The 25,389-nt window shown below is 42.3% G+C and carries 25 protein-coding genes and 1 tRNA gene; 19 read left to right on the top strand and 7 right to left on the bottom strand.

Features of this window, described 5'->3' with window-relative positions; translation table 11 throughout:
• Positions 1-141 precede the first annotated feature (141 nt).
• Positions 142-1,998, top strand: a complete 1,857-nt coding sequence (locus tag WAA86_RS01550; RefSeq protein WP_337299207.1) for a cation:proton antiporter — start codon at positions 142-144, stop codon at positions 1,996-1,998.
• A gap of 44 nt (positions 1,999-2,042) precedes the next feature.
• On the opposite strand, the gene lepA is transcribed toward WAA86_RS01550, so the two are convergent.
• On the bottom strand, positions 2,043-3,839 hold the full coding sequence (gene lepA, locus WAA86_RS01545) for a translation elongation factor 4 (protein WP_337299206.1): 1,797 nt from the start codon (positions 3,837-3,839) through the stop codon (positions 2,043-2,045).
• A 196-nt stretch (positions 3,840-4,035) separates the two neighbouring features.
• Here lepA and WAA86_RS01540 point away from each other — a divergent pair, with 196 nt between their 5' ends.
• Positions 4,036-6,450 carry an outer membrane beta-barrel family protein gene (locus WAA86_RS01540; RefSeq protein WP_337299205.1) on the top strand — a complete coding sequence of 805 codons (2,415 nt, stop codon included), beginning with the start codon at positions 4,036-4,038 and terminating at the stop codon, positions 6,448-6,450.
• 54 nt (positions 6,451-6,504) lie between these two features.
• Positions 6,505-7,503: a tRNA dihydrouridine synthase DusB gene (dusB, locus tag WAA86_RS01535; protein ID WP_337299204.1), complete on the top strand. Its 999-nt coding sequence runs from the start codon at positions 6,505-6,507 to the stop codon at positions 7,501-7,503.
• 63 nt (positions 7,504-7,566) lie between these two features.
• On the opposite strand, the gene WAA86_RS01530 is transcribed toward dusB, so the two are convergent.
• Together WAA86_RS01530 and rbfA are read right to left on the bottom strand one after the other, a co-directional pair.
• The gene (locus WAA86_RS01530) at positions 7,567-8,775 is read right to left on the bottom strand and encodes an ABC transporter permease (protein WP_337299203.1); all 1,209 of its coding nucleotides are present in this window, start codon (positions 8,773-8,775) and stop codon (positions 7,567-7,569) included.
• A gap of 2 nt (positions 8,776-8,777) precedes the next feature.
• Complete coding sequence (gene rbfA / locus WAA86_RS01525; RefSeq protein ID WP_337299202.1) at positions 8,778-9,170, bottom strand: 30S ribosome-binding factor RbfA; 393 nt, start codon at positions 9,168-9,170, stop codon at positions 8,778-8,780.
• 71 nt (positions 9,171-9,241) lie between these two features.
• Here rbfA and mce point away from each other — a divergent pair, with 71 nt between their 5' ends.
• Together mce and WAA86_RS01515 are read left to right on the top strand one after the other, a co-directional pair.
• A complete protein-coding gene (gene mce / locus WAA86_RS01520) occupies positions 9,242-9,646 on the top strand; it encodes a methylmalonyl-CoA epimerase (protein ID WP_337299201.1) in 405 nt (134 codons plus the stop codon).
• A gap of 77 nt (positions 9,647-9,723) precedes the next feature.
• Positions 9,724-9,797 (top strand) — tRNA-Ile (locus WAA86_RS01515).
• Between the two features lie 280 nt (positions 9,798-10,077).
• On the opposite strand, the gene WAA86_RS01510 is transcribed toward WAA86_RS01515, so the two are convergent.
• Entirely contained in the window at positions 10,078-10,464 is a 387-nt protein-coding gene (locus WAA86_RS01510; protein ID WP_337299200.1) for a hypothetical protein, read from the bottom strand.
• 69 nt (positions 10,465-10,533) lie between these two features.
• On the opposite strand from WAA86_RS01510, the gene WAA86_RS01505 reads away from it, so the two are divergent.
• Positions 10,534-10,758: a hypothetical protein gene (locus tag WAA86_RS01505; RefSeq protein ID WP_337299199.1), complete on the top strand. Its 225-nt coding sequence runs from the start codon at positions 10,534-10,536 to the stop codon at positions 10,756-10,758.
• A 165-nt stretch (positions 10,759-10,923) separates the two neighbouring features.
• Here the strand turns inward: WAA86_RS01505 and WAA86_RS01500 are convergent, their stop codons facing one another.
• A complete protein-coding gene (locus WAA86_RS01500) occupies positions 10,924-11,679 on the bottom strand; it encodes a sulfite exporter TauE/SafE family protein (protein ID WP_337299198.1) in 756 nt (251 codons plus the stop codon).
• Positions 11,680-11,788: 109 nt separating this feature from the next.
• The gene (locus WAA86_RS01495; RefSeq protein WP_337299197.1) at positions 11,789-12,601 is read right to left on the bottom strand and encodes an alpha/beta hydrolase; all 813 of its coding nucleotides are present in this window, start codon (positions 12,599-12,601) and stop codon (positions 11,789-11,791) included.
• Between the two features lie 104 nt (positions 12,602-12,705).
• Here WAA86_RS01495 and WAA86_RS01490 point away from each other — a divergent pair, with 104 nt between their 5' ends.
• The 5 genes from WAA86_RS01490 to WAA86_RS01470 all read left to right on the top strand — a co-directional run bounded on the left by WAA86_RS01490 (position 12,706) and on the right by WAA86_RS01470 (position 17,813).
• Positions 12,706-13,416: an alpha/beta hydrolase-fold protein gene (locus WAA86_RS01490; RefSeq protein ID WP_337299196.1), complete on the top strand. Its 711-nt coding sequence runs from the start codon at positions 12,706-12,708 to the stop codon at positions 13,414-13,416.
• 29 nt (positions 13,417-13,445) lie between these two features.
• Positions 13,446-14,555 (top strand): ATP-grasp domain-containing protein, encoded by a 1,110-nt coding sequence (locus WAA86_RS01485; protein ID WP_337299195.1) that lies wholly within the window; start codon positions 13,446-13,448, stop codon positions 14,553-14,555.
• Between the two features lie 61 nt (positions 14,556-14,616).
• On the top strand, positions 14,617-15,714 hold the full coding sequence (locus tag WAA86_RS01480) for a carboxylate-amine ligase (protein ID WP_337299194.1): 1,098 nt from the start codon (positions 14,617-14,619) through the stop codon (positions 15,712-15,714).
• Between the two features lie 33 nt (positions 15,715-15,747).
• Complete coding sequence (locus tag WAA86_RS01475) at positions 15,748-16,620, top strand: type 1 glutamine amidotransferase (RefSeq protein ID WP_337299193.1); 873 nt, start codon at positions 15,748-15,750, stop codon at positions 16,618-16,620.
• Positions 16,617-17,813 carry a hypothetical protein gene (locus WAA86_RS01470; protein WP_337299192.1) on the top strand — a complete coding sequence of 399 codons (1,197 nt, stop codon included), beginning with the start codon at positions 16,617-16,619 and terminating at the stop codon, positions 17,811-17,813. Before WAA86_RS01475 ends, WAA86_RS01470 begins: the two co-directional genes overlap by 4 nt.
• A gap of 66 nt (positions 17,814-17,879) precedes the next feature.
• Here WAA86_RS01470 and WAA86_RS01465 read toward each other — a convergent pair whose 3' ends face one another.
• Entirely contained in the window at positions 17,880-18,470 is a 591-nt protein-coding gene (locus tag WAA86_RS01465) for a riboflavin synthase (protein ID WP_337299191.1), read from the bottom strand.
• 58 nt (positions 18,471-18,528) lie between these two features.
• Between WAA86_RS01465 and pdxA the strand changes: the two genes are divergently transcribed.
• From pdxA to WAA86_RS01425, 8 genes are all read left to right on the top strand, one after another.
• Entirely contained in the window at positions 18,529-19,581 is a 1,053-nt protein-coding gene (gene pdxA / locus WAA86_RS01460; protein ID WP_337299190.1) for a 4-hydroxythreonine-4-phosphate dehydrogenase PdxA, read from the top strand.
• 180 nt (positions 19,582-19,761) lie between these two features.
• On the top strand, positions 19,762-20,298 hold the full coding sequence (locus WAA86_RS01455) for a YceD family protein (protein ID WP_337299189.1): 537 nt from the start codon (positions 19,762-19,764) through the stop codon (positions 20,296-20,298).
• Positions 20,299-20,306: 8 nt separating this feature from the next.
• Positions 20,307-20,504, top strand: coding sequence for a 50S ribosomal protein L32 (gene rpmF, locus WAA86_RS01450; protein ID WP_062057070.1), 198 nt, complete (start codon positions 20,307-20,309; stop codon positions 20,502-20,504).
• A gap of 172 nt (positions 20,505-20,676) precedes the next feature.
• On the top strand, positions 20,677-21,672 hold the full coding sequence (locus tag WAA86_RS01445; protein ID WP_337299188.1) for a beta-ketoacyl-ACP synthase III: 996 nt from the start codon (positions 20,677-20,679) through the stop codon (positions 21,670-21,672).
• 44 nt (positions 21,673-21,716) lie between these two features.
• Positions 21,717-22,202, top strand: coding sequence for an acetyl-CoA carboxylase biotin carboxyl carrier protein (gene accB, locus WAA86_RS01440; protein WP_337299187.1), 486 nt, complete (start codon positions 21,717-21,719; stop codon positions 22,200-22,202).
• A 91-nt stretch (positions 22,203-22,293) separates the two neighbouring features.
• Positions 22,294-23,646, top strand: coding sequence for an acetyl-CoA carboxylase biotin carboxylase subunit (gene accC, locus WAA86_RS01435; RefSeq protein WP_337299186.1), 1,353 nt, complete (start codon positions 22,294-22,296; stop codon positions 23,644-23,646).
• Between the two features lie 144 nt (positions 23,647-23,790).
• Positions 23,791-24,903: an NAD(P)/FAD-dependent oxidoreductase gene (locus tag WAA86_RS01430; protein WP_337299185.1), complete on the top strand. Its 1,113-nt coding sequence runs from the start codon at positions 23,791-23,793 to the stop codon at positions 24,901-24,903.
• A gap of 14 nt (positions 24,904-24,917) precedes the next feature.
• The gene (locus tag WAA86_RS01425; protein ID WP_337299184.1) at positions 24,918-25,376 is read left to right on the top strand and encodes a 3-oxoacyl-ACP synthase; all 459 of its coding nucleotides are present in this window, start codon (positions 24,918-24,920) and stop codon (positions 25,374-25,376) included.
• The last annotated feature ends 13 nt before the right edge of the window (positions 25,377-25,389 follow it).

Below are 25,389 nucleotides of genomic sequence, written 5' to 3'. Positions count from 1 at the left end.
GAATTTTATTAAAATTTACACCTCTCATTCCTTATTCACCTTTAGACGCTATTATTGCAAATATGAAACTACAGGAATGTCATACTGTCTTACAGCATACTTTTTTAAAATAAAAACATTAAATTTCACAAAAAAAATTGAATGGTTGAATTAGCGGGAATTATTATACTTGGAATTATAGCACAATGGGTGGCGTGGAGATTAAAACTGCCTGCTATTTTACCGCTGATTTTAATAGGTCTAATAGTTGGGCCTGTATCTACCCTATTTACAGATAATGGGGAAAAATGGATAGAACCCATTTGGAATGGGGAAAAAGGACTCTTCCCTGGGGAAGGTCTTTATTATTTTGTTTCTCTGGCCATTAGTATTATTCTATTTGAAGGGGGACTAACCTTGAAGCGTTCCGAAATAGCCAATGTAGGCCCGGTGATTACCAAATTGATTACCCTGGGCTCAGTGGTGACGTTTTTTGGTGCAGGTGTCGCTGCCCATTTCGTATTTGGATTAACCTGGCAAGTTTCTTTCTTAATTTCGGGACTTATTATAGTAACCGGGCCAACGGTGATCACGCCCATTCTAAGGAACATTCCCCTAAAAAAAGATGTCTCCGCGGTATTGAAATGGGAAGGGATACTAATAGATCCCATTGGAGCATTGGTGGCGGTATTGGTATTTGAATTTATCAGCGTTGGTGAAGGAGAGGCCTATACGCAAACAGCCTTGATCGAGTTTGGGAAAATTCTCCTTTTCGGAACTACCTTCGGATTTACCTTTGCCCATGCCCTGGCCTTTGCCATTAAAAAGAATTTTATCCCACACTACCTTCTCAATGTGGTTTCCCTTTCCGTAGTCTTACTGGTCTTTGTAGAATCGGATATATTTGCACATGAATCCGGGCTATTGGCCGTAGTGGTTATGGGTTTGGTGATGGGAAATATCAATCTTCCCAACCTAAAGGAATTATTGTATTTTAAGGAATCCCTGAGCGTACTGTTGATTTCCATATTGTTCATACTATTGGCAGCCAATATCAACATACAAGAATTGGAGCTGATTTTTAATTGGCAAATGGTTGTATTGTTGGCCATTATTGTTTTTTTGATCAGGCCCTTGGGCGTATTTCTCAGTACTGCAGGGTCCGACCTAAAATTTAAGGAAAAATTATTCATCAGTTGGGTGGGACCGCGAGGGATTGTAGCGGCGGGAATTGCCTCGCTCTTTGGGTCCAAGTTACTGGCCAATGGGGAACCGGGAGCCGAATATATAACACCTATCGTATTTATGGTGGTATTGGGGACCGTACTTTTAAATGCCACTACGGCCCGGTTGTTTGCCAAACTGGTCGGGGTGTTTTTGGACAAGTCCGAAGGGATTTTGATCATCGGTGCCTCAAAGGCCCCTAGATTGATTGCAAATTACCTTCAGAAAAACAAACGTCATGTGGTGCTGATAGACAATAACCAGTCCAACATCGACAAGGCCAAGAAAATGGGACTGGACGCCATGACCGCCAATATCTATTCCGATTCCCTTACCGATAATATTGAATTGAACGATATGGGGTATTTGATGGCCCTAACGGGAAATTCCGACATTAATATGTTTGCCATCAAAAAGTTTAAGGATCAGTTTGGGGAGAACGGTTCCTTCCGTTTGGTCACGGGGGATGAAATGAACGACCCCGAAAACAACCCTAAGGAAGGTCTTTTTTCCCATACAGACGATTTTATAAAACTGATGGAGGCTTCCAGACTGTATCCCGCTATCCATGAAATAGAACTCAAGGACAAGGAACACTATGAGGGGTTGATAGAGATTATAAAAGCCGACCACAATATTGTGCCGATATTCTTGAAGGCCAAGGATGGGGATCTAAAGATTATTCCTTCCTTCAGTAAAGAGTTTGAGGATATAGAGTCCGGCTCAAAGTTGGTATATCTGGGAAAAATATTGGAGCAGGACAAGGATAATTTGAGTCCGCAGGAGGACAGGTAACCAAATCAAAAAAAAGCCCCGAGAAACTTCTTGGGGCTTTTTAATTAATCGTTCAGCTTTAATACGGCCATAAACGCCTGCTGTGGTATTTCTACGTTACCTACTTGACGCATACGTTTTTTACCTTTTTTCTGTTTTTCCAAAAGCTTGCGTTTACGGGATATATCACCACCGTAACATTTTGCAGTCACATCCTTACGGAGAGCCTTAATGGTTTCACGGGATATGATCTTCGCCCCAATGGCTGCTTGGATAGGAATATCGAACTGCTGTCTCGGAATCAATTCCTTTAATTTTTCACACATTTTCTTTCCAATATTGGCGGCATTGTCTGCATGTATCAGGGCAGAAAGGGCATCCACCGGCTGAGCATTCAAAAGAATGTCCACACGAACCAATTTTGAGGTCCGCATACCAATCGGGGAATAATCGAAGGAAGCATAGCCTTTGGATACGGTCTTCAATCGATCATAAAAATCAAATACGATTTCCGCCAATGGCATATCAAAAGAAAGTTCCACACGCTCAGGTGTTAAATAGGTCTGGTGTGTAATGACCCCTCTTTTGTCAATACAAAGGGACATGACATTGCCTACGAAGTCCGACTTTGTAATAATCGTAGCTTTGATATACGGTTCTTCCACGTGGTCCAATGTTGAAGGATCGGGAAGGTCTGTTGGGTTGTTCACGATTACTGGTACTGTGGGTTCCTTTCGGGTAAAAGCGTGGTAACTTACGTTGGGTACCGTAGTGATCACCGTCATGTCAAACTCACGCTCCAATCGTTCCTGGATAATTTCCATGTGCAACATCCCCAAGAAGCCACAACGAAATCCAAATCCTAAGGCCGCACTACTTTCTGGGGTAAATACCAGGGAAGCATCGTTCAATTGTAATTTTTCCATGGAAGAACGCAATTCCTCGAAGTCTTCCGTATCCACAGGGTAAATTCCGGCGAATACCATGGGTTTTACATCTTCAAACCCACCGATAGGGTTTTTTGTCGGGTTGGCAGAATCCGTTATGGTATCCCCTACTTTTACCTCTCTTGCATCTTTTATTCCTGTAATCAGGTAGCCAACATCTCCGGCCTTAATGACCTGTTTCGGATGTTGTGTAAGTTTTAACGTACCCACTTCGTCCGCGAAATAACTTTTGCCCGTGGCTACAAATTTTATCTTTTGTCCTTTTTTTATTTCCCCGTTGATCACCCTAAAATAGGTTTCTACACCTCTGAAGGGGTTATATACAGAATCGAAGACCAACGCCTGCAAAGATTCGTCCACCACGCCTTTTGGAGCAGGTATACGTTCTATGATAGCGGTAAGGATCTCCTGTATTCCCAAGCCTGTCTTGGCACTTGCGGGAATAACATCCTCATGTTTACAGCCCAATAGTTCTACAATATCATCGGTCACTTCTTCCGGGTTGGCACTGGGAAGATCTACCTTGTTCAGAACGGGGATAATTTCCAAATCGTTCTCCAAGGCCAAATAAAGATTGGAAATGGTCTGTGCCTGAATACTCTGGGCGGCATCAACGATCAGCAAGGCCCCTTCACAGGCAGCAATGGACCTCGAGACCTCGTAAGAGAAATCTACGTGGCCTGGGGTGTCGATCAGGTTAAGGATATATTGTTCCCCATTGTGCGTATAATCCATTTGTATGGCATGGCTCTTAATGGTAATACCACGTTCCCTTTCCAAGTCCATACTATCCAGTAGCTGGTCCTGTTTCTCCCTATCGGTCACAGAGCCCGTAAAATCCAATAATCTATCTGCCAAGGTACTTTTGCCATGGTCTATATGCGCAATAATGCAGAAGTTTCTAATGTTCTTCATAAATGATGTAACTGTAAGAGCTTATTCAACACGTTCTAAGCAATTGCAAATATACTTTATTTGACCTGCATAAAATATCGGTTCCTAAGAAATTAGCAGGAAACGAACAGAATAGAGTTAATATTCGACTAGATTACATAATTTGTAGTAGGACACTTCAAAATTTTTATTAGTTTTGAAGACCAACCCGAATAACTTGAAGTTTAGATTATTAGTTTTGATCATGCCCCTGATCATGCCATTTTTCCTATCTGCCCAAACCTATGAGGTTTCTGGTGCAGTAAAAGATAGAAATAATGAAGCTGTGGGCTATGCCAATGTACTATTGCTTCAGGTAACTGACTCCGTTGTGGTACACGGGGCCTCTACAGATGACCAAGGGAGGTTTGTTATCTCAAACGTCCAACCCAAGACTTATTTTTTAAAGGCTAGTTACATCGGTTCAACCTCTAATTTAATAGCTGTAGATGTAAAGGAGAATGTGGCCATAGGCACCATTGTCATTGAGGACAGTTCCTTTGATCTGGACGGGGTGGAGGTTACAGCCAAAAACCCTACGGTTGTCCGCAAATCGGATCGTTTGGTCTTTAATGTGGAAAATACGATCGCCTCCTTGGGGAATTCGTGGGATGTGCTGCGAAAAACACCTGGGGTCATCATGGTGAACGACCAGTTGAAGATAAGAAACCAGACCCCGACAATCTATTTGAACAACCGCAAAGTACAGCTCACCAATGCAGAAATCAAGAACTTACTGGAAGGGGTTTCAGGGTCCAATATAAAATCCGTTGAGGTAATCATGAACCCACCGGCAAGTTACGATGCTGAGGGTGGCCCTATTTTAAATATCACAACCAGCAAGAATCTCTCCCCAGGGTACAAGGGAAGTGTCAACGGGGATTATATACAGGCCATTTTTCCAAAATACAGTTTTGGGACCAGTCATTATTTTAAGACCGAGAAAGTAAGTGTTTTTGCCAACTATACCATAAGTCCAAGAAAGGAATACAAGGATAATAACGGCTATATCAATTTTATAGAGAACGATGCGGTATTTTCAAAATGGCAATCTACCTTTAACAGGACCACCAGATCTGCCGCCCAAAATGCAAATCTTATCCTGGATTACGATATTGATGACAGAAATTCTTTGAATATCACCACCAATTTGGCAGTTTCTCCCAACAAGACCTATGATAACATTTCAGAGAACTTGATTAGTAATGCCCAGAATATGCTGGATTCTACCTTTATTTCCAGCGGTAAGCTAAATATTGATCAGGCCAATTTGGGAATAGACCTGAACTATGTCCATCAATTTAAAAAAGATGGGACGTCCTTATCCTTAAACGCACATCATACGGCTTATGAATTGGACCAAAATCAATTTGTATCCTCTGATTACTTTGATAGCTCCAACAATTTTATGAGGAATTTTAGTTTCTTGACGAATTCCAACCAAAATATAAAAATCTATACAGGTCAGGCAGACTATGTGGATGCTTTTGGCGATTTGTCCTTGGAAGGTGGCGGTAAGTTTTCCAACATCAATTCAAGAAGTGGACTGGATTATTTCAATGTGATGGGCAATAGTCAAACCAAAAACCAAGCCTTGTCGGACATCTATGATTATGATGAAACAGTATTTGCCGGATATGTCAGCATGACACAGGATTGGGACAAATTTTCCCTAAAATTGGGTTTAAGGGGAGAACAGACCCATGTGGAAGGCAATTCCTTAAGTGTGGTCGAAATTAATGTACAGGATTATTTTGAGCTATTCCCTTCCTTGTACTTGCTATACTCTCCATCCGATAATCATTCTTACTCCTTGAATTATGGTCGTAAGCTTTCCAGACCCAAATACCAGGACCTGAACCCCTTTTTATACTTCTTAAACGAAAATGTTTTTAATCAGGGAAATCCCAATTTAAGACCCAATTTCAGTCATAACTTCAATTTTAACTACACTTTAAAAGGGACGTATTTTTTGGATCTTTATTACAGGGACAATGGTAACTTAATAAGCACGCTCAATTTTCAGGATAACCAGTCCCAAACTGTTAGGGAGGTACGCCAAAACGTTTTGGGGAGTATCTCTTATGGAATGGACCTGACCTATATTAAATCCATCACCAACAACTGGTTTTTGATGGCCATTACCTCCCTATTTCATGAGGAAGAAACCTTTTTGGCCATTGAGAGTGGAAATATTCCTGTCACCAATGAGGTGGAAGGGGTATTTTTATTGCTGCAGAACAATTTTACCCTATCCAAGGACGGTACTTTTACCGGAGAATTGGGGCTTAATTATCTGTCCAAGTTCCTCTTGGGCTCCTATGTAATTTCGGAAACAACCAATCTCACATTCGGACTTCGTAAAACTCTTTGGAACAACAGGGCAGCTATTTCCCTCTCCTCAGAGGATATTTTAGGCAGGGCCAACGGAACGGTCGCCTCTAAATATTTGAATCAGGACAATGCCTATTTGCCTAGGCCCGAGACCCAATTCATCCGTTTTGGTTTTACGTATAACTTTGGGAATTTTGGGCTCAAAGAAAGGAAAAGAACCATCGATAAAATTGAGCGGGATCGCTTGGAAACCAATTAAACGTCTTATGTAAGAGATATTTACTATTTTTGCATTCTCAAAAAAGAAAAAGTTTTGCCAAAAATAGGAGATATTCAACTGCCAGATTTCCCATTGCTTTTAGCGCCAATGGAAGATGTTAGTGACCCGCCATTCCGTGCCCTTTGCAAGGAACAAGGTGCAGACGTGGTATATACGGAATTCATCTCATCCGAAGGACTGATTCGCGATGCCGCAAAAAGTGTCATGAAATTGGATATTTATGAAAAGGAACGCCCTGTAGGGATTCAGATTTTTGGGGCAGAATTGGATTCCATGTTGCAATCCATTGACATAGTTGAAAAATCGAATCCGGATATCATCGACATCAATTTTGGGTGTCCTGTTAAAAAAGTGGTCTCTAAAAACGCCGGGGCCGGCATCCTCAAGGATATTCCTTTGATGATAAAGCTGACGGAGGAAATGGTGAAACGCACTAACCTGCCCATAACGGTAAAGACCAGATTGGGGTGGGACAGTGATTCCATAAAAATTGTGGAGGTAGCAGAGCGCCTGCAGGACGTTGGTATCAAGGCTATATCCATTCACGGTCGTACAAGGGTGCAAATGTACAAGGGCAGCGCTGATTGGGGGCCTATTGCTGAGGTAAAGAACAATCCTAGAATGCATATCCCTGTTTTTGGGAACGGTGATGTGGATAGCCCCGAAATGGCCATGAAAATGCGTGATGAGTACGGATTGGACGGTGCCATGATAGGGCGTGCCAGTATTGGTTACCCATGGTTCTTCAACGAAGTGAAGCACTATTTTAGGACAGGGACACACAAGGCTCCGCCAACCATGGAGGAAAGGGTGGATGCGGCCCGTAGGCACCTGCAGATGGCCATTGACTGGAAAGGCGAAAAATTAGGTGTCTTTGAAACTAGAAGACATTATACCAATTATTTCAAAGGCATCCCGAATTTTAAGGAGTACCGTATGAAAATGGTGACCAGTGACGATGCCGTTGATGTTTTTGATGCCTTTGATGAGGTCATGGAAAAGTTTGGCGATTACCAGTTTTCGGCTGTTTAAACTAGCCAGGGATCACCATTGATTTAATTCACGATATGGGATACGATCTGCCAGTAAAAAGGTTTAGCGTGTGATCAATTTTTTATTGATCCTACTACTGGCTATCTTGGACGCTATGATTCCCAAAACTACAATGGTGGATAGTACGATCCCTACATTGAGCATTTTGTATTCCACCGGATAGGCCAGGGAAGGGGTTATTTTTAACCAACCAAAAGCAATTTGAGACCAAATCAACAAGGAGGCCAAAAGCACACCGATACATCCACCAACGCTGGTCACCAATACACCCTGAACGAAGTAGATTCGTCTCAGTTCTTTGATGGTGGTTCCCAAACTGTACAGGGTTTTGGAGTTTTGTTGCTTATCCAGGATCATCATAATGATAGCTCCCACTACATTGAACAGGGCTATAATGAGTACCAAGGTAAAAATAAGGTAGGTGGCCAAATTTTCAGTATTCAACATCTTATAAAGGGTACTGTTGAGCTCCCTCCTGTCTTTTAGTTGGATGGAATTGGGAAAAACCTTTGCTATCGCTTCCCTTGTTTGAAGAACATCCACGGTTTCATCGAGCTTGAAATTGATGCCGGAGATTTGGGTACTGTCCTTTTCCAGAAGTGCCTGGACCATAGAAAGTTCTGAAAAGACATACTTCTTGTCCAGATTTTCCTCAATGTAATAGATACCGCTGACCACCAGTTCCAATTGGTTGTATGGTTTGCTTCTAAGAGATTGCTGTGATATGGATCCCTTGCCCGGTTTGGGTGCTAGGACAACTAATGGGTTCCTGTAATTATTGGTGCTTAGCCCCAAAAGATTGGCAATACCGATTCCAATGACCCCATGGTTTTGGTCCAATTCCCAGTTCCCAAAATAGATGGTACTGTCCATGGACGTTACTGTGCCATAGTCACTATCCACGCCCTTGATATAGGCGACATGGCTTTTTTGGCTATGGGTCAGATATACACGTTCCTCCAACTCTTTGGAGTAGGAAGCGATTCCTTTGATGTTTTTCAGTTGGGATTCCTGTTCCGGGGTGATGTCGAAAAATTTCCCAGTGACCGGTTGGGCCTTAAGATCAGGGTCTACCGTATTGCTAAAGGAAAGGCTAAAGGTTTTTAGTCCCGCGAAGCCAGAGAGCACCACGAAAAGCGCTGCAGAACCAATGACGATGACCAAAAAAGTAATAAAATTGATGATATTCACCGCATTTTGGCTGCTTTTGGATCTAACATACCGCTGTGCGATGTAAAAAGGAAAATTCAATCTTATGATTTTTTTCTTTTTTCCAACAAATCTGGATTTTCAATCGGGTTTTCCTCCCCTTTCAAGGATTTTTCTATATTGTCTATGTATTCCAAAGAGTCATCCAAGTAAAACGAAAGTTCTGGGATACGTCTCAATTGGTGTCTTGTGCGCTGTGCCAATTCGTGCCTGATCAGGGCCTGATTGCTTTTCATCCCTTCCAATAGTTCTTTGGCATCTTTGGTTGGGAATATGCTCACATATATTTTTGCCAAGGACAGGTCTGTAGGGACGCTTACTTTTGATACTGAAATCAACGTTCCCCTTAACCCACCATCAATCGCTGCGCGCTGTAGAATATCTACAATATCCTTTTGGATAACGCCTGCTATCTTTTTTTGTCGTTGTGTTTCCATGGGACAAAAATACGCACAATATGTGTATTTTAGCGCTATACTTACCAGATACTGATATAAATTAGTGATAGATGAACAAAATTGAGCATTTGGGAATAGCCGTTAAAGATTTGGAAGCATCCAATCTCCTGTTTGAAAAACTACTGGGCGCCCCTCATTACAAGATAGAGGAGGTGTTTTCTGAAGGGGTAAAAACCTCTTTTTTTAAGGTAGGACCCAATAAGATTGAATTATTGGAAGCCACCCATGAGAACAGTCCCATCGCCAAATATTTAGATAAGAAGGGAGAGGGAATACACCATATTGCCTTTGAAGTGGATGATATTGTCTTGGAGATAGAACGACTTAAGGCCGAGGGGTTTACGGTCCTCAACGAGATTCCCAAAAAAGGGGCCGACAATAAGCTGGTTGCTTTTGTGCACCCTAAAACCTCCAATGGTGTTTTGGTGGAGCTTTGCCAAGAAATACGGGAATAAATTCCTTTATGCGTTTAGGGTGCGATTTTGCTTGGAGCGTATCAAAATAAATAGTAATATTGCATCCGCAATTTGCGGGTCCTATAGCTCAGTTGGTTAGAGCACCTGACTCATAATCAGGTGGTCCCTGGTTCGAGCCCAGGTGGGACCACATCAATCAGAAAACCCACACCATCAGGTGTGGGTTTTTTCATTTTCGGAAACATAGCTTGGTATACCCTGGCTTTTGTTCGGAAATGAAAGAAAAGATTCGCGCGTGCGAATCGAAGTTTTCTATTTCCGGGAGTGATCTTTCTCTGGTCCATGAGCATGGCGAACTAACGCAGATGGGACCACAGAAATAGAATCCAATCTAGTCTTCTAGGTCGGACTTTTTTGTTTGGGAAGGTTCAAAAATGGACCTTGGCCATAGTTTATGTTTTTGAAAGAAACTAAATTCCATTTTTAATGTAGCCTCCATCCTTGATCCCATCTTTTTCATCCATACAAAAAGGAGCTCTATCTGTCCATTTCCCATCTTCGTGATAGAAGGTAAAAAATACAAATTTGCCATGGCCCTCGTCCACACAGATGCTAATTTCCAAAAGGTCTCCCTCTTGAGGCTCATACTCAAAATCGAATAAATTTTTACTGTTCAGCTTGTCCAATAAAATCCTGTGGTTCAGGATTTCCTGTTTACTATGTTGAGGTAGTGATGGGTAATATTCCCCAAAAACTATTTGTGGTTTGGTATAGGATTTCAACCTCCACATATTATTGATACTATCCATATGCGTAGCGCAAGAGCACAACTTAATTTCCTCAGATATTTTACACATGACCTCTTCTAGTTTTAGACCATTGAAATTAGTGAAGTTTATGGGCGCTTTGTGTTTTAGAGTAGAAACTTGTCAAAAAGTTTTGAGAATATTCTTCACGCACCGGGATTTTGGGGAGTGTACAATAAATTCGTCATTCAAATTGTTCAGGGACATATTTGGAGTGTGACCTTAATTGGAAGCGAGCCCGTTATTGAAGTTATTAAGGGAATTGGCAAAAGAATGACCCACCTCATGGAAAAAGTCATTGGGAAATACGTTAAAGAAGGAAGTGATAAGGAAAGCAATGGCTAGCAACATTATACCGATACAGATTTTATCTAGTATTATTTTTTTATAGGCATCCATAGAAGTTAATTTAACTCCTGTAAGTTAAGGAAAATCTGAGTTTTTAACAAATTATTAAGAAAAGTGGTCCTTATGTAATTTTTACGGATTTAGGGGCAGTCCGATATTCTTTTAACGGAATAATATGATGACGGCCCCTATGGCTGTGAGTGCCAGGATCATTTTTCGGTAAAAATCGTCCTTAATAATCTTTACCAGGCGTATACCTATAAATAGGCCTATAAGAATACCGGGCAAAAGCTTTAGGTTTACCATCAGTGTATCTGGAGTAATGGTTTCCCATACAAAGTAGTGAAAGGGCAATTTTAAGAGATTGACAATAAAGAACAGCCAGGCCGCAGTGCCAATGAATTCATTTTTGGGAAGACGCATGGCCAAAAAGAAGATATTGGAAAATGCACCCGCCAAATTTCCGATCATCGTGGTAATGCCTGCCAATATGCCAATAAATCCTGCAAATGCCCAATGGGTAGGCACCTTCTTGGATTTCTTTTGATCCCACCAATACATCATAAGAACGCTGCCCAAAATGATAACGGACATTCCAATTTTAAAAGTTTTTGCGGGTAAGTCTTTACCTATATAGACCCCAAAAACAACCCCAAGAACCACCCAAGGCAAAAGTCTTATAATATAGCGCCATTGGGTATGCCTGTGGTAATAGATCACAGCGAAAATATCTCCCACGACCAACAAGGGAACCAGTAGTCCCGTAGATTCCTTTGCGCCAAAAGCGAGTGCCATAAGGGTAACATTGATGATGGCAATCCCTTTAATGCCCGCTTTGGAAATCCCGATCACACAGGCAGCAGTTCCTGCCAATGCCCAAGAAGTAGCTGTAATATCCAAGGATAATGGGAGGATCATGATCGTGGTTGGTTAGGTATGAACAAAAATAGCCGAAAAAAGGCAAACAGATCACCTCCTTGTAAATTCAAGGTTACAATACAAAATGATATGGGTACAGAACGATTGATTAATTGGTGCCAAAAGCCCAATGGGTGAATTTGGGGAATACCTTGGCCCAAGTCTTCAAATTGTGCTTTCCACCGTCCAGTTCAACATAGGTAATATCGCCTGGGAAGGTATAGCCTTTTTCTTGCAGTTCTTTGATCACATCTGTGGTATCATCTATAGAATCTATGATGCCATTGTTGTTCCGGTCTGCAGTTTCGTCCTCAGTGCCACACTGGAACCAAAATTTGAGATGTGGGTTGAAGTTACCTTTTTTGACCACGTCCAGCACGATTCGGCTACGGTCCTCTACATCATTGGCTGCATACGCTTTGTTGCGCCACCAAAAGGAGCCACTAAAAACGCCTACTTTTCCAAAATACTGTGCATTGTTGTACACGATATCAAAAGCCGATAACCCTCCCAAAGACATGCCGCAGTACACCCAGTCTTGGGCATCCGGGGAAACCTTGAACTCCGATCTTAAAAATGGAATAAATTCCTCGATCAGGAATTTGGAGTAGTTTTTGGCCCTGGCGCCGCGACCCTTAAAATCTGGTGAGGAGGCCGTGCCGTATTCTTGGATGCGATTGTTGTTGGCCTCAATGCCCACATAAATAAAAGGCTTTCCCGTTTTGGATGAAAATGCAGTAGGTAGGGTTTTCTCCAATTCCAAATGCACAAAATCCTGCCCATCGTTCATCAATAAAACCGGGAAGGGCGTTTCGGAATCCTTGTAGTGAGGGGGTGCGACCAGTCTAAACGTCACCTTTCGCCCTAAAAACTTGGAATAGAGGTTTCCTTTTAATCCTATAAATTCACTTTCAAACTGCATTTTTTCTTCTAAAGGTCTGCAAGTATAACAATTACCTTAAAAACCATTGCAATACATGCTCAATTGTAAGGGATTTTTAACATTTTTAAAGTATATTTAACTCTATGGCTGAAATTCAACACATTCAATATTATTCTAACACATTGGATAGGAATATCAATGTAGAAATAACAGGGCATTGGGGATATCCTATTTTATTGTTCCCATCATCCGGTGGTCAGTATACCCAAAACAATGATTTTGGGCTCAACCAGTCGGTGATGCACTTCATAGAACAAGGGCGGATCAAGCTCTATAATGTGGAGACCTTGGACATGCTTACGTTTTACGACGATCATTTGCAGTCTGAAATTAAAATTCAACGCTATGAGCTTTATATGAGGTTTCTTCAGACCGAACTGATTCCCTACATCCAAAATCAGTGTAATACGGAGCGTATCGCTGTTGGGGGCTGTAGTTTTGGCGGCTATCATGCCGGAAACACCGCTTTTAGGTTTCCCAGTCTGGTTTCCCACCTGTTCTCCATGTCGGGCGTCTTTAACATTAGAAATTTTACGCCACTTTCAGATGATATGGCCATTTATTTCAATTGTCCGGATGAGTTTATGCGCAATGAGGAACCTTGGAAATACAATCATATGGAGATTGTTCTCAGCACCTCTGATTGGGATAGTTGTAGGCCCAAAAATTTACATATGTCCCATGTTTTGAACGAAAAGGGAATTCACCATTGGTATGATGAAAAGAAATGGATAGAGCACGATTGGCCCCTTTGGAAAATGGCATTTCCGGAATATGTAGGGCGTTATTTTTAAACTAAATACAAACTTAAATACAAAATATTATGGTTAAGAAAGTAGGAATACTGTTTGGGATGGAAGATACCTTTCCCTGGGCATTTATCAATAAGGTGAACGAATTGGGAAATGGCAAGGTGGTTGCCGAACCCGTGAAGATAGATAAGGTGCAACAGGGTATCGATTATGGTTATCATGTCATTTTTGATAGGATCTCCCAAGAAGTTCCTTTTTACAGGGCATATCTGAAAAATGCCTCCCTTATGGGCACTACCATCGTCAACAATCCCTTCTGGTGGAGTGCGGACGAGAAATTTTTCAATAATTGCCTGTCCATCCAATTGGGGGTACCCGTGCCAAAGACCATTCTGTTGCCCTCAAAGGAAAGACCGGACGATACTACCGAAACGTCGTTCCGAAACCTGGAAGCACCATTGGATTGGGATTATATTTTCAATTATATCGGTTTTCCCGCCTACATGAAGCCACATGCCGGGGGAGGATGGAAGAATGTGTACAGGGTGGACAATCCGGATGATTTTTTCAACAAATATGGAGAGACAGGACAGTTGGTGATGATGCTTCAGGAAGAAATTGTCTTCGAAGATTATTACAGGGTGTATTGCTTGGGTCAAAAATATGTACATATTATGCCCTACGAGCCAAGGAATGAGCCCCATTTGCGCTATGACACCACTCCTAAAACAACGGGAGAAGAGCACAAAAAGCTCATGAAAACTATTCACGATTATACGTTGAAGCTCAACAAGGCTTTGGGGTACGACTTCAACACGGTTGAATTTGCCGTACGCAATGGAGTGCCCATAGCCATAGATTTTTGTAATCCTGCCCCAGATGCAGATATCAACTCTGTGGGCCATGCCAATTTTGAGTGGATCGTGGAACACGCCGCCAAATTGGCCGTAGAAATGGCCGCTGCCCACAAGCCACAGCAAAATAACAGCAGTTGGGGATCCTTTGTCAGGAATTCTGTGGCACCACCCAAGAAAACTGCTGCTAAGAGTCCGCTTAAGACCGCTGCGGAAGCTAAAAAGACAGTGGTAAAAAAGGCACCGGCAAAAGCCAAGGGAGCCTTGGAGAAACCGGTAAAAGCAGCAGCCAAAAAGGCGGCACCAAAAAAGACAACTAAAAAATAAGTTGGGGTCCATATCCGCAAAACAGATTGGGCGCTAAAATCTAATCATAAGGCAACGTTCTATGAAAAAGTTCACATTGGGAATTGAAGAGGAATTTCAAATTTTGGATAGCGATACCCTTACGCTAAGGTCGCACATGTCCAAAATATACGAAGGGGGAAAGGTGCTCCTGAAGGAACGAATCAAGGAAGAAATGCACCAGGCTGTTGTGGAAATGGGCACCAATATTTGTGAGAACATTCAACAGGCACGGGATGAGGTTTCTTATCTAAGGCAGCAGGTCATAGAATTGGCCGGAGCGGAAGGACTAAAGGTTGCCGCTGCAGGAACCCATCCTTTTTCCCATTGGTGTGACCAATTGATCACACCCGATCCCAGGTATGATGCCCTAATTGAAGAGATGAAGGATGTGGCCAGGTCCAACCTTATTTTTGGATTACATGTCCATGTTGGGATTCCTAGCAGGGAGGAAGGTCTGCAGATCATGAATGTGGCACGCTATTTCTTGCCGCATCTCTATGCCCTATCTACCAATTCACCCTTTTGGGAGGCACGGGAAACCGGATTTAAGTCGTACCGATCCAAAATTTTTGACAAGTTTCCACGTACCGGGATACCTCCATATTTTGCGAGTGTTGCCGAGTATGACAAGTTTGTTGAGATCCTTGTTAAGACAAATTGTATTGATAACGGCAAGAAAATCTGGTGGGATATACGTTTACACCCTTTCTACCCAACTGTGGAATTCAGGATCTGTGATATGGTCCAGACCGTAGATGAGGTAATCTGTATTGCCGCCATTATGCAATGTATTATTGCCAAATTGCACAGGCTGCACCAAAAGAACCAGAGTTTTAGATCGTACCGCAGGGTATTGATCAACGAGAACAAATGGCGAGCAGCCCGTTGGGGCATGGAGGCCAAATTGATCGATTTCGGCAAGGAGGAAGAGGTGCCATTTGAGGTGTTGATACGGGAGTTATTGGAGTTTATAGATGATGTTGTGGATGAACTCGGGTGCCGCAAAGAGGTGAATTTTGTCTATCAGATGTTGGAGCAAGGTTCTGGAGCGGATAGGCAGTTGAAAGTTTTTAAAGAGACCAATGATTTAAAGGAGGTTATCAAATATGTGGTCGGTCAAACATCCCTAGGTCTATAATTTAACCTGGTTTTCAGAAAGATAAGAAGTAAAATGAGTAATTTTGCCCTCTTGAAAAAGAATGATCTTATGAAGATGAGCTATAATATCGCCGTCCTGGACATGAATGCAGGCCGTGTGAACGAGGGTATGCGCTGCATAAAAAAATTGGTGGAACAATTTTTGTCCCAGGATGATGTTGTTGGACAGTATACTGTTTTTGAGGTGCGCAATTCCAACGAGATACCGGATACTGCCGATTATGATATTTTTATATCCTCAGGGGGTCCAGGAGCACCATTTATTGCCAATGAAAATTGGGAGGAACCCTATTTTGCGTTTTTGGACTCTATCTTGAACCATAATAAGGATCACCAGAACAAAAAGCATCTGTTCTTGATATGCCACTCATTTCAATTGGCCTGCCTGCATTGGGATTTGGCGAAAGTGAACAAACGCAAGTCAACGTCCTTTGGGGTTATGCCGGTACACAAGACAAAAGCCGGACTGACAGAGCCTTTGTTTGAAGGCTTGATGAATCCATTTTTTGCGGTAGATTCTAGGGATTACCAAGTAGTTAAGCCCAAAGACAGGAAAATGGAGCAGTTTGGTGCAGAAATTTTATGTAAAGAAAAGATAAGGCCGCATATTCCCTTGGAGAGGGCGGTAATGGGCATACGTTTTTCCAAAGAGATCTTTGGGGTGCAATTTCATCCTGAGGCCGATTCTGAAGGGATGTTGAAATACTTCAACCGGGATGATAAAAGGGCTTTGGTCATCAAACATCACGGAAAGAAGAAGTACCTTAATATGTTGGAGCACCTGGAGGATGAGGACAAAATTGTAAGGACACACAATACCATGATCCCTGGTTTTCTAAATCAGGCCGCTTTGTCCATAAAAGAATCAAAATTACTTCCCATATGATAGAAAAGGTTCGCGAGGCGTTTAATGAGCATTTTAAACAGGAGAATTATGAAAATCTTAAAAATGATCTTGCGCAGATTGTGGGCGAACCTTGTGCATTCCGAATATCGGAGACTCCCTTTTTTATCAGTAAAAAATTAAAAAAAGAAGTTTTTGATGCATGTGATGCCATTGTAGAGCAATTGTGGGAAATTGACTTTAATGAGATCCGGGAAAGGTTTATTCCCAAAAAGCTACAATCGCCATTGGCCTTGGGGAATCCGCATTTTTTAGCCATAGACTTTGGCATTTGTGAGGACGGGAATGGCGGTATAGCCCCGAAACTGATTGAGCTACAATCATTTCCCTCACTCTTTTTGTACCAGGCCTTACTGGGGAAGACTTTTTTGAAAAATTATCCTCAAATTCCACAAGAAGGGTTCCATTATTTCTTTAATGGTTTGGACGAAGCTGGCTATCTTGAGGAACTAAGAAGGGTCATCGTGGGCGATGAAAATCCGGAGCAGGTGGTGCTTTTGGAAATTTTCCCGGAGAAACAGAAAACAAGAATAGATTTTTGGGTCACAAAGCAGGCTCTGGGTATTGAGGTCCTTTGTTTGACCAAGGTAATCAAGGAGGGCAAAAACCTATTCTATGAAAAGGAGGGAAGAAAAATCAAGATCAAGCGCATTTACAATCGGGTTATTTTGGATGAGCTTTTGCAGATGCCGGACCTTAAAACAGATTTCAACCTTACGGATGATGTGGAAGTGGATTGGGTAACGCACCCCGATTGGTTTTTTATGATCTCCAAATGCATTATGCCCATGCTAAAGCACAAAAACATCCCGCAATCCTACTACCTGAATGATTTTCCAAAAGAATTGGATTTGAGCACTTATGTGTTAAAGCCCTTGTTTTCTTTCGCAGGGAAAGGCATCAATCTAAATCCAACACTAGAATTTATTGAGGGTATAGTGGACAAGCACAATTACATTCTTCAATCCAAGGTAAGGTACGTCCCTATCGTAAAGACCCCAAGTGGTGCAAATTCCAAGGTGGAACTGCGCATCCTGTATACGTGGAGTGAAAAGGAAGGCCGACTCATGCCGGTGATCAACCTTACCCGTATGAACAAGGGGGATTTGATCAATGTGTCCTACCTGTCCAACGATGATTGGGTAGGTTCGTCCATTTCCTTTTTTGAAAAGTAGTCCTTGCTCCAGCCAACATTCCAACGACCTTGGCTTCCGTCTTAAGAAGTAATGGACAGGAAAAATCTATTCCTGCAGTCCCATCAACCTGGAAACATATTTTCCGATGACGTCAAACTCCAAGTTCACCACTGTGCCTACGGTATAGTTTTTAAACCTGGTATGTTCAAAGGTGTAGGGAATAATAGCTACACTAAAAAGATTCTTTTTGGAAGCTACTACGGTTAAACTGGTGCCGTCAATAGTAATGGATCCTTTTTCGATGGTGACATTGTTTGTGGAGGGTTCGTATTCAAAGGTAAACATCCAACTCCCATCTTTTTGGTCAATGGCAATACAGGTGCCGGTTTGGTCCACATGCCCTTGGACAAGGTGTCCGTCCAAACGCGAACCCAGGATCATGGCGCGTTCCAGATTTATGAGCTCCCCCTCCTTTAGAAGGTCCAAATTTGTTTTTTCTAAGGTTTCTTCAATTGCTGTTACGGTGTAATTGTCGCCGTTTAGTGCAACCACCGTTAGACAAACACCGTTATGGGCAACACTTTGGTCTATTTTAAGCTCATGGGTGATGGATGAGTTTACGGTAATATGCAAATTTCCCCCATCTTTTTTCAATTGTTTTACTTCCCCTAAAGTTTCAATAATCCCTGTAAACATGTGTCGTTTTAATTAAGTAGTTTTGTAGTGTAAAATTAGACATAAAGGTAACGATACCATGCAGGAAAGCGAAAAAATAAAACTGGGCATATCCATTGGGGATTTAAATGGCATCGGATGCGAGGTTGTGCTCAAAACTTTTGAGGATGCTAGAATGCTAGATTTTTGTACCCCTATCATTTTTGCCTCCAATAAGGTTATTTCTTTTCAAAAGACCGAGCTGGGCATAGAGATCAACTACAATGGCATACAGGAAGTTTCCAAGGCCCTGGATGGCAAGATCAACGTCATGAATGTTTGGAAGGACACGCCCGAGATCACCTTCGGCGAGGCCACGCCCCAGGGAGGGGAATTTGCCCTGAAGTCGCTCGTAGCTGCCGTAGATGCCCTTAAAAAGGATGAGATAGATGTGTTGGTCACAGCTCCGATCAATAAGAACAATATACAGTCCAAGGACTTCAATTTTCCAGGACATACCGATTATTTGGCCAAGGAACTACAGGGAGAAAGCCTGATGTTTATGGTGACTGACGATCTAAAAGTAGGGTTGTTGACGGATCACGTGGCGGTCAAGGACGCCCCTGCAGCCATCAATTCCAAATTGGTGAAGAGCAAGATAAAGACCATTGAAAATTCATTGAAAATGGATTTTGGGATCCGAAAGCCGCGTATCGCACTTTTGGGAATCAACCCGCACAGTGGGGACAACGGAGTAATTGGCAAGGAGGATGATGAGGTTTTAAAACCCGTTATCAAGGAACTTATGGATGCCGGACATTTGGTTTACGGCCCCTATTCGGCCGACAGCTTTTTTGGTTCTGACGGGTATAAAAATTTTGACGCTATCCTAGCGGCCTACCACGATCAGGGCCTCATTCCCTTTAAGACCCTATCGTTCGGAAAAGGAGTCAACTATACGGCGGGCCTCAGAAAGGTGAGAACATCCCCCGATCACGGCACAGCTTATGAGATAGCGGGGAAGGGAAAGGCAGACCACAGTTCGTTCAAGGAGGCGGTGTTCACGGCAATCCACATTTTCAGGAACAGGGAAGAGTACCGGGAATTGACCAGTAACCCATTGAAAAAGCAAAAATTGAAACCCACGAGATAAACGTATCTTTGGATTTTAAGGGAACCCTTGGGGATTGCGAAAGAGGTAAAAAGTTGTGCCCTTTGGGATTAGGGTCAAAAAATAGGTATATTTAAGGTTTAAAAAGTTTGGAATTATTAAAATAATAGTATCTTTGCACCCGCCTTTTAGGTGGGCGGATACTCTAAACCAGTGTTAAACATGACGAAGCATAAGGAATTTGCTATTCCTTTTTCAGGATTGAAGCAGGGGAAGCATGAGTTTGAGTATAAAATAAAAAATGAGTTCTTTGAATCTTTTGAGTACGACGATGTCAATGGGGCAAATATAAATTTGCACGTAACATTGAATAAGATGAGTACTATGTTGGAGTTGGAGATGCACGCAAAAGGAACGGTTAACGTGAATTGCGATGTCACCAATGAACCATTCGACCAAAAAATCACTTCCTCTTTGGAGTTGGTGGTAAAATTTGGAGACGAGTACAATGATGAGAATGATGAAATATTAATTATTCCCCATGGGGAGCATCAGATCAACATTGCACAATATGTTTACGAGATGTTGGTCTTGGCCATACCGCAGAAAAGAGTACATCCGGGCGTTCTGGATGGCACCTTGGAATCGGAAGCCATAGCCAAATTGGAAGAATTGCAACCAAAAGAGATAAAGGAAAACAAAGGAAACAACACAGATCCCCGGTGGGATGCTTTAAAAAAGTTATTAAAAGATAAATAAGGTTTACAATGGCACATCCAAAAAGAAAAATTTCAAAAACCAGAAGAGATAAGAGGAGAACTCATTACAAAGCAGTAGCTCCAACAATTGCTAAAGACCCAACAACTGGCGAAATGCATTTGTACCACAGAGCTCACTGGCACGAAGGTAAATTATACTACAGAGGTCAAATTTTGATCGATAAAACTGAGGAAGCTGCAGCTTAATTAGGTTTTCATATAATATTGAACTCCCACTTTAAAAGAGTGGGAGTTTTTTTATGGCACAGGTTCAAATTCAAAAACTGAAACTTTTAACCGTATAAGTCGTAAAAAATCACTAATTTTCACCACTTTTGAAGCATTTTTTAATGTTTTTGATTCAAAAATCACATTTAGGATGAGCAAACTATCAGCAGCCATAACCGCTGTGGGGGCATATGTTCCTGACTTCATTTTGACCAATAAGCTATTGGAAGAGATGGTAGATACCAATGATGAATGGATAACCAGTAGGACTGGAATCAAGGAAAGAAGAATACTGAAAAAGGAAGGTGCAGGAACTTCTTATATGGCCATAAAGGCCGCTGAGCAACTTATTGAAAAGAGAAATCTTGACCCTACCGAAATAGACCTGATCATTGTGGCCACGGCAACTCCGGACTTACAAGTTTCTTGTACCGCTGCCTATGTGGCCTCGGAGATTGGTGCCACCAATGCCTTTGGTTACGACCTTCAGGCAGCCTGTTCCAGTTTTTTATACGGGATGTCCACGGCAGCCAGCTATATTGAATCCGGCCGATACAAAAAAGTATTGCTTATCGGGGCCGATAAAATGTCTTCCATTATAGACTATACGGATAGGACCACCTGTATCATTTTTGGAGATGGTGCCGGAGCCGCTTTGTTCGAACCGAACGAAGAAGGACTCGGACTTCAGGACGAATACCTAAGATCGGATGGTGTGGGAAGAAACTTCTTGAAAATTGATGCCGGGGGATCACAGTTGCCCGCCTCTTTGGAAACGGTTAAAAACCGTCAGCACTATGTGTTCCAGGATGGCAAATCGGTATTTAAATTTGCGGTCTCCAATATGGCAGATGCAGCCGCAAAAATAATGGAACGCAATAACCTGACCGATAGCGATGTGTCCTGGTTGTTGCCCCACCAAGCGAATATGAGGATCATCAATGCCACGGCCAGCCGCATGGGCTTGGATGATGCCAAGGTTTTGGTGAACATTCAAAAATATGGGAATACCACTTCTGCGACCTTACCACTTTTATTGGCCGATTTTGAGCAAAGGTTCAAAAAAGGTGATAATTTGGTATTTGCCGCTTTTGGTGGTGGCTTCACATGGGGGTCCATTTATCTGAAATGGGCGTACAATTCATAATAAACTGACTAACTTATAATAGAATTAAAATTAAATCGAATTCCATGGATATTAAAGAAATTCAAAACTTAATTAAATTTGTGGCTAAATCGGGTGCCAGCGAAGTAAAACTGGAAATGGATGATATCAAGATCACCATCCGAACTGGAGCAGCAGGTTCCGGAATGGAGACCACCTATGTTCAACAGATCCCAATGGCTCAGAACCAAATGGCACCAATGCAAGCTGCACCTGTTGCAGAAGCTCCTGCCAAAGAGGCTGCGCCTGCCAAGGCTGATGAAAATTCAAAATATATCACTATAAAATCCCCTATCATTGGAACTTTTTATAGAAAACCATCCCCTGACAAGCCTGTTTTTGTTGAAGTTGGAAGCACAATCAACAAAGGAGATGTCCTTTGTGTGATTGAAGCCATGAAACTTTTCAATGATATTGAATCTGAAGTTTCAGGAAAGATTGTAAAAGTATTGGTGGATGATTCTTCTCCTGTAGAATTTGATCAACCCCTTTTCTTAGTAGATCCGTCATAAGAATTTTTAAATGCTGAATTTTGAATGACAAATTTTTTTGGTCATTTAAAATCATTTAAAATTTAGAATTCAAAATTTAAAACTTCAAAAGATGTTTAAAAAAATACTTATTGCCAATAGGGGTGAAATAGCACTGCGTATTATCAGGACCTGTAAGGAAATGGGCATAAAAACGGTTGCGGTTTATTCTAAGGCCGATGAGGAGAGCTTACACGTGAGGTTCGCCGATGAAGCAGTTTGTATAGGTCCAGCCCCAAGTAGCGAGTCTTATTTAAAGATACCCAATATCATCGCTGCAGCCGAAATTACCAATGCAGATGCCATCCATCCAGGATATGGTTTTCTTTCCGAAAATTCCAAATTCTCAAGAATCTGTGCCGAGCACGATATAAAATTTATTGGAGCTTCTGGAGATCAGATCGATAAGATGGGAGATAAGGCGACGGCCAAAGAAACCATGAAAAAGGCAGGTGTTCCCATTGTACCAGGATCTGATGGATTACTGAAATCCGTGGAGGATGCCAAAAAAACAGCCAAAGTAGTGGGTTATCCTGTTATGATCAAAGCCACCGCAGGTGGTGGAGGTAAAGGTATGCGTGCAGTTTGGAAAGAGGAGGAAATGGAAAAATTGTACAATAGTGCTGTTCAGGAAGCTTCGGCTGCTTTTGGTAACGGGGCCATGTACATGGAAAAATTGATCGAGGAGCCAAGGCATATCGAAATACAAGTTGTAGGTGACCAGTATGGGAAGGCATGTCACCTTTCCGAAAGGGATTGTTCCATCCAAAGACGTCACCAAAAACTGACAGAGGAAACTCCTTCTCCATTTATGACAGATAAGTTAAGGGAGGACATGGGTAAGGCCGCCGTTAAAGCTGCCGAGTTTATAAAATATGAAGGTGCAGGAACCATCGAATTTTTGGTGGACAAGCACAGGAACTTCTATTTTATGGAAATGAACACCAGAATCCAGGTTGAGCATCCCATAACGGAGCAGGTAATAGATTACGATTTGATCAGAGAGCAAATATTAGTGGCCGCGGGAGTTCCCATTTCAGGAAAGAACTACACGCCTAAATTGCACTCCATAGAATGCCGAATCAATGCAGAGGATCCCTACAACGGGTTTAGACCGTCCCCAGGGAAAATTACAACTTTGCACACTCCTGGAGGACATGGTATCCGTTTGGACACCCATGTGTACAGTGGATATACCATTCCACCAAACTATGATTCCATGATCGCCAAGCTTATTACAACGGCCCAGACAAGAGAGGAAGCCATCAATAAGATGAAGCGTGCCTTGGACGAGTTCGTGATTGAAGGGATAAAGACAACCATACCTTTCCACAGACAGTTAATGGACCATCCGGATTATTTGGCCGGTAACTATACCACCAAATTCATGGAAAGTTGGGCCATGGCTCCGCAAGAAGAAGAATAAAACAAGAACTCCGGTATTTGCCGGAGTTTTTTTTTTGAGTAGTTCGGAGTTGAGAAAATGGAATTGTGAAGGGCTTTTAAGTCAATCGATAGTTCTTGCTAAAAGGATATCCCTTATTTTTATGACCGTTAAAAATAGCTGTACGTGAATTTAAGTTACTGGGAATACAAAACTTGGTTGTCCAATATTGATTATACCATTGTGGGCAGTGGTATTGTTGGATTAAACTGTGCATTACAACTGAGGAAACGCTTTCCATCCGCCAAGATATTGGTGCTGGAAAAAGGAATCCTACCACAGGGTGCCAGCACCAAAAATGCTGGATTTGCCTGCTTTGGGAGTATATCCGAGATATTGGCCGATTTAAAACAGCATTCCGAAGATCAAGTCATGCAACTGGTAAAAAAACGTTGGGACGGGGTAGCGCTCCTGCGCCATAATATTGGGGATGCGAACATGGATTTCCAGAACCATGGCGGGCATGAGGTCTTTATGGAAGCCCATGAGGAACTATATCAGAATTGTTTGGAAAATATAGGTATGGTCAACGAATTGCTGGAACCCGTATTTGGGAACGACGGATTTAAGGCCCATCCGAATAGCTTTGATTTTAAGGGAATACAGCAGCAGTATGTTACCAATACCTTCGAATCCCAAATAGATACTGGCAGGATGATGTCCACCTTATTGCAAAAGGTTCAAAACACCGGGGTGGTGATACTAAATGCCATTCGGGTGGAATCCATCGAAGATGCCCATGGGCATGTATCCGTAAAGACAGATCAATTTGAGTTCTCGTCCCGTAAGTTGCTGGTGGCGACCAATGGGTTTGCCGCCCAATTGATCCAGGAAGATGTGCAGCCTGCTAGGGCACAAGTACTTATTACCAAACCCATACATAATTTAAGGATCAAGGGGACCTTTCATCTGGATGAAGGCTACTATTATTTCAGAAACATAGAGGACAGGATTCTTTTTGGGGGCGGGCGTAACCTCGATTTTAAAGCTGAGGAGACCTATGCCTTTGGACAGACCCCGCTGATACAACATAAGCTGGAAGAAATTTTGAAACACATCATATTACCGGAGACCCCATTTGAAGTGGATCAACGGTGGAGCGGTATCATGGGAATGGGGGCCCAAAAGCGTCCTATCATAAAACCTATCTCGGAAAATGTATTTTGTGGAGTACGTTTAGGGGGAATGGGGATCGCCATCGGTAGCCTTATAGGCAAAGAATTGGCAGAAATGGTCTAAGAAAAGGAATTCCAATGGAAATCGATCCCGTAAAACAACAGCTCTATCACCACTGTGAGGCCTTCATCCAAAAAAGGCTGCAACGTGTGCATAGCAATATACAGGGAATACAAGAGGCCCTGGGTTCCGAGACCAAGAGCAGTGCAGGGGACAAACATGAGACCGGGCGGGCCATGATGCAATTGGAACGGGAAAAGCTTGGGGTGCAGTTATCGGAAATCCAAAAGGTGCAGGAACTTTTCAAGCGGGTGCCTCTTTTGGGGACCTCTAACACGGTTTCTCTGGGCAGTCTGGTGCATACCAACACTCATCGGTACTACGTTGCTATAAGCGCTGGAGAAGTGCGTATTGATGGTGTTATTTACTATGCCATTGCCCCCAACACCCCAATTGGTAAATTATTGTTGGGCAAAACGGAGCATGATCAGGTAATATTCAATGGCAAGGTAATTGTCATCGAAGCTATTGGTTAAGTCGGTTGTTGCG

Origin of the sequence: Sediminicola sp. 1XM1-17 (assembly GCF_037203765.1) — a bacterium.
Lineage (GTDB): Bacteria > Bacteroidota > Bacteroidia > Flavobacteriales > Flavobacteriaceae > Sediminicola.
The sequence above is the reverse complement of the archived record's forward strand: the minus strand, read 5'-3'. Positions and strand labels throughout refer to the sequence as shown.

Excerpts from the sequence above, each read along its gene's own strand:
- WAA86_RS01475 (WP_337299193.1), top strand. The coding sequence starts at position 15,748 with ATGAGTAATTTTGCCCTCTTGAAAAAGAATGATCTTATGAAGATGAGC.
- WAA86_RS01455 (WP_337299189.1), top strand. The coding sequence starts at position 19,762 with ATGACGAAGCATAAGGAATTTGCTATTCCTTTTTCAGGATTGAAGCAG.
- WAA86_RS01425 (WP_337299184.1), top strand. The coding sequence starts at position 24,918 with ATGGAAATCGATCCCGTAAAACAACAGCTCTATCACCACTGTGAGGCC.
- rbfA (WP_337299202.1), bottom strand. The coding sequence starts at position 9,170 with ATGGAAACACAACGACAAAAAAAGATAGCAGGCGTTATCCAAAAGGAT.
- pdxA (WP_337299190.1), top strand. The coding sequence starts at position 18,529 with ATGCAGGAAAGCGAAAAAATAAAACTGGGCATATCCATTGGGGATTTA.
- WAA86_RS01480 (WP_337299194.1), top strand. The coding sequence starts at position 14,617 with ATGAAAAAGTTCACATTGGGAATTGAAGAGGAATTTCAAATTTTGGAT.
- WAA86_RS01470 (WP_337299192.1), top strand. The coding sequence starts at position 16,617 with ATGATAGAAAAGGTTCGCGAGGCGTTTAATGAGCATTTTAAACAGGAG.
- accC (WP_337299186.1), top strand. The coding sequence starts at position 22,294 with ATGTTTAAAAAAATACTTATTGCCAATAGGGGTGAAATAGCACTGCGT.
- mce (WP_337299201.1), top strand. The coding sequence starts at position 9,242 with ATGAACAAAATTGAGCATTTGGGAATAGCCGTTAAAGATTTGGAAGCA.
- rpmF (WP_062057070.1), top strand. The coding sequence starts at position 20,307 with ATGGCACATCCAAAAAGAAAAATTTCAAAAACCAGAAGAGATAAGAGG.
- WAA86_RS01510 (WP_337299200.1), bottom strand. The coding sequence starts at position 10,464 with ATGTGTAAAATATCTGAGGAAATTAAGTTGTGCTCTTGCGCTACGCAT.
- WAA86_RS01490 (WP_337299196.1), top strand. The coding sequence starts at position 12,706 with ATGGCTGAAATTCAACACATTCAATATTATTCTAACACATTGGATAGG.
- WAA86_RS01495 (WP_337299197.1), bottom strand. The coding sequence starts at position 12,601 with ATGCAGTTTGAAAGTGAATTTATAGGATTAAAAGGAAACCTCTATTCC.
- WAA86_RS01500 (WP_337299198.1), bottom strand. The coding sequence starts at position 11,679 with ATGATCCTCCCATTATCCTTGGATATTACAGCTACTTCTTGGGCATTG.
- WAA86_RS01445 (WP_337299188.1), top strand. The coding sequence starts at position 20,677 with ATGAGCAAACTATCAGCAGCCATAACCGCTGTGGGGGCATATGTTCCT.
- WAA86_RS01485 (WP_337299195.1), top strand. The coding sequence starts at position 13,446 with ATGGTTAAGAAAGTAGGAATACTGTTTGGGATGGAAGATACCTTTCCC.
- lepA (WP_337299206.1), bottom strand. The coding sequence starts at position 3,839 with ATGAAGAACATTAGAAACTTCTGCATTATTGCGCATATAGACCATGGC.
- accB (WP_337299187.1), top strand. The coding sequence starts at position 21,717 with ATGGATATTAAAGAAATTCAAAACTTAATTAAATTTGTGGCTAAATCG.
- WAA86_RS01465 (WP_337299191.1), bottom strand. The coding sequence starts at position 18,470 with ATGTTTACAGGGATTATTGAAACTTTAGGGGAAGTAAAACAATTGAAA.
- WAA86_RS01550 (WP_337299207.1), top strand. The coding sequence starts at position 142 with ATGGTTGAATTAGCGGGAATTATTATACTTGGAATTATAGCACAATGG.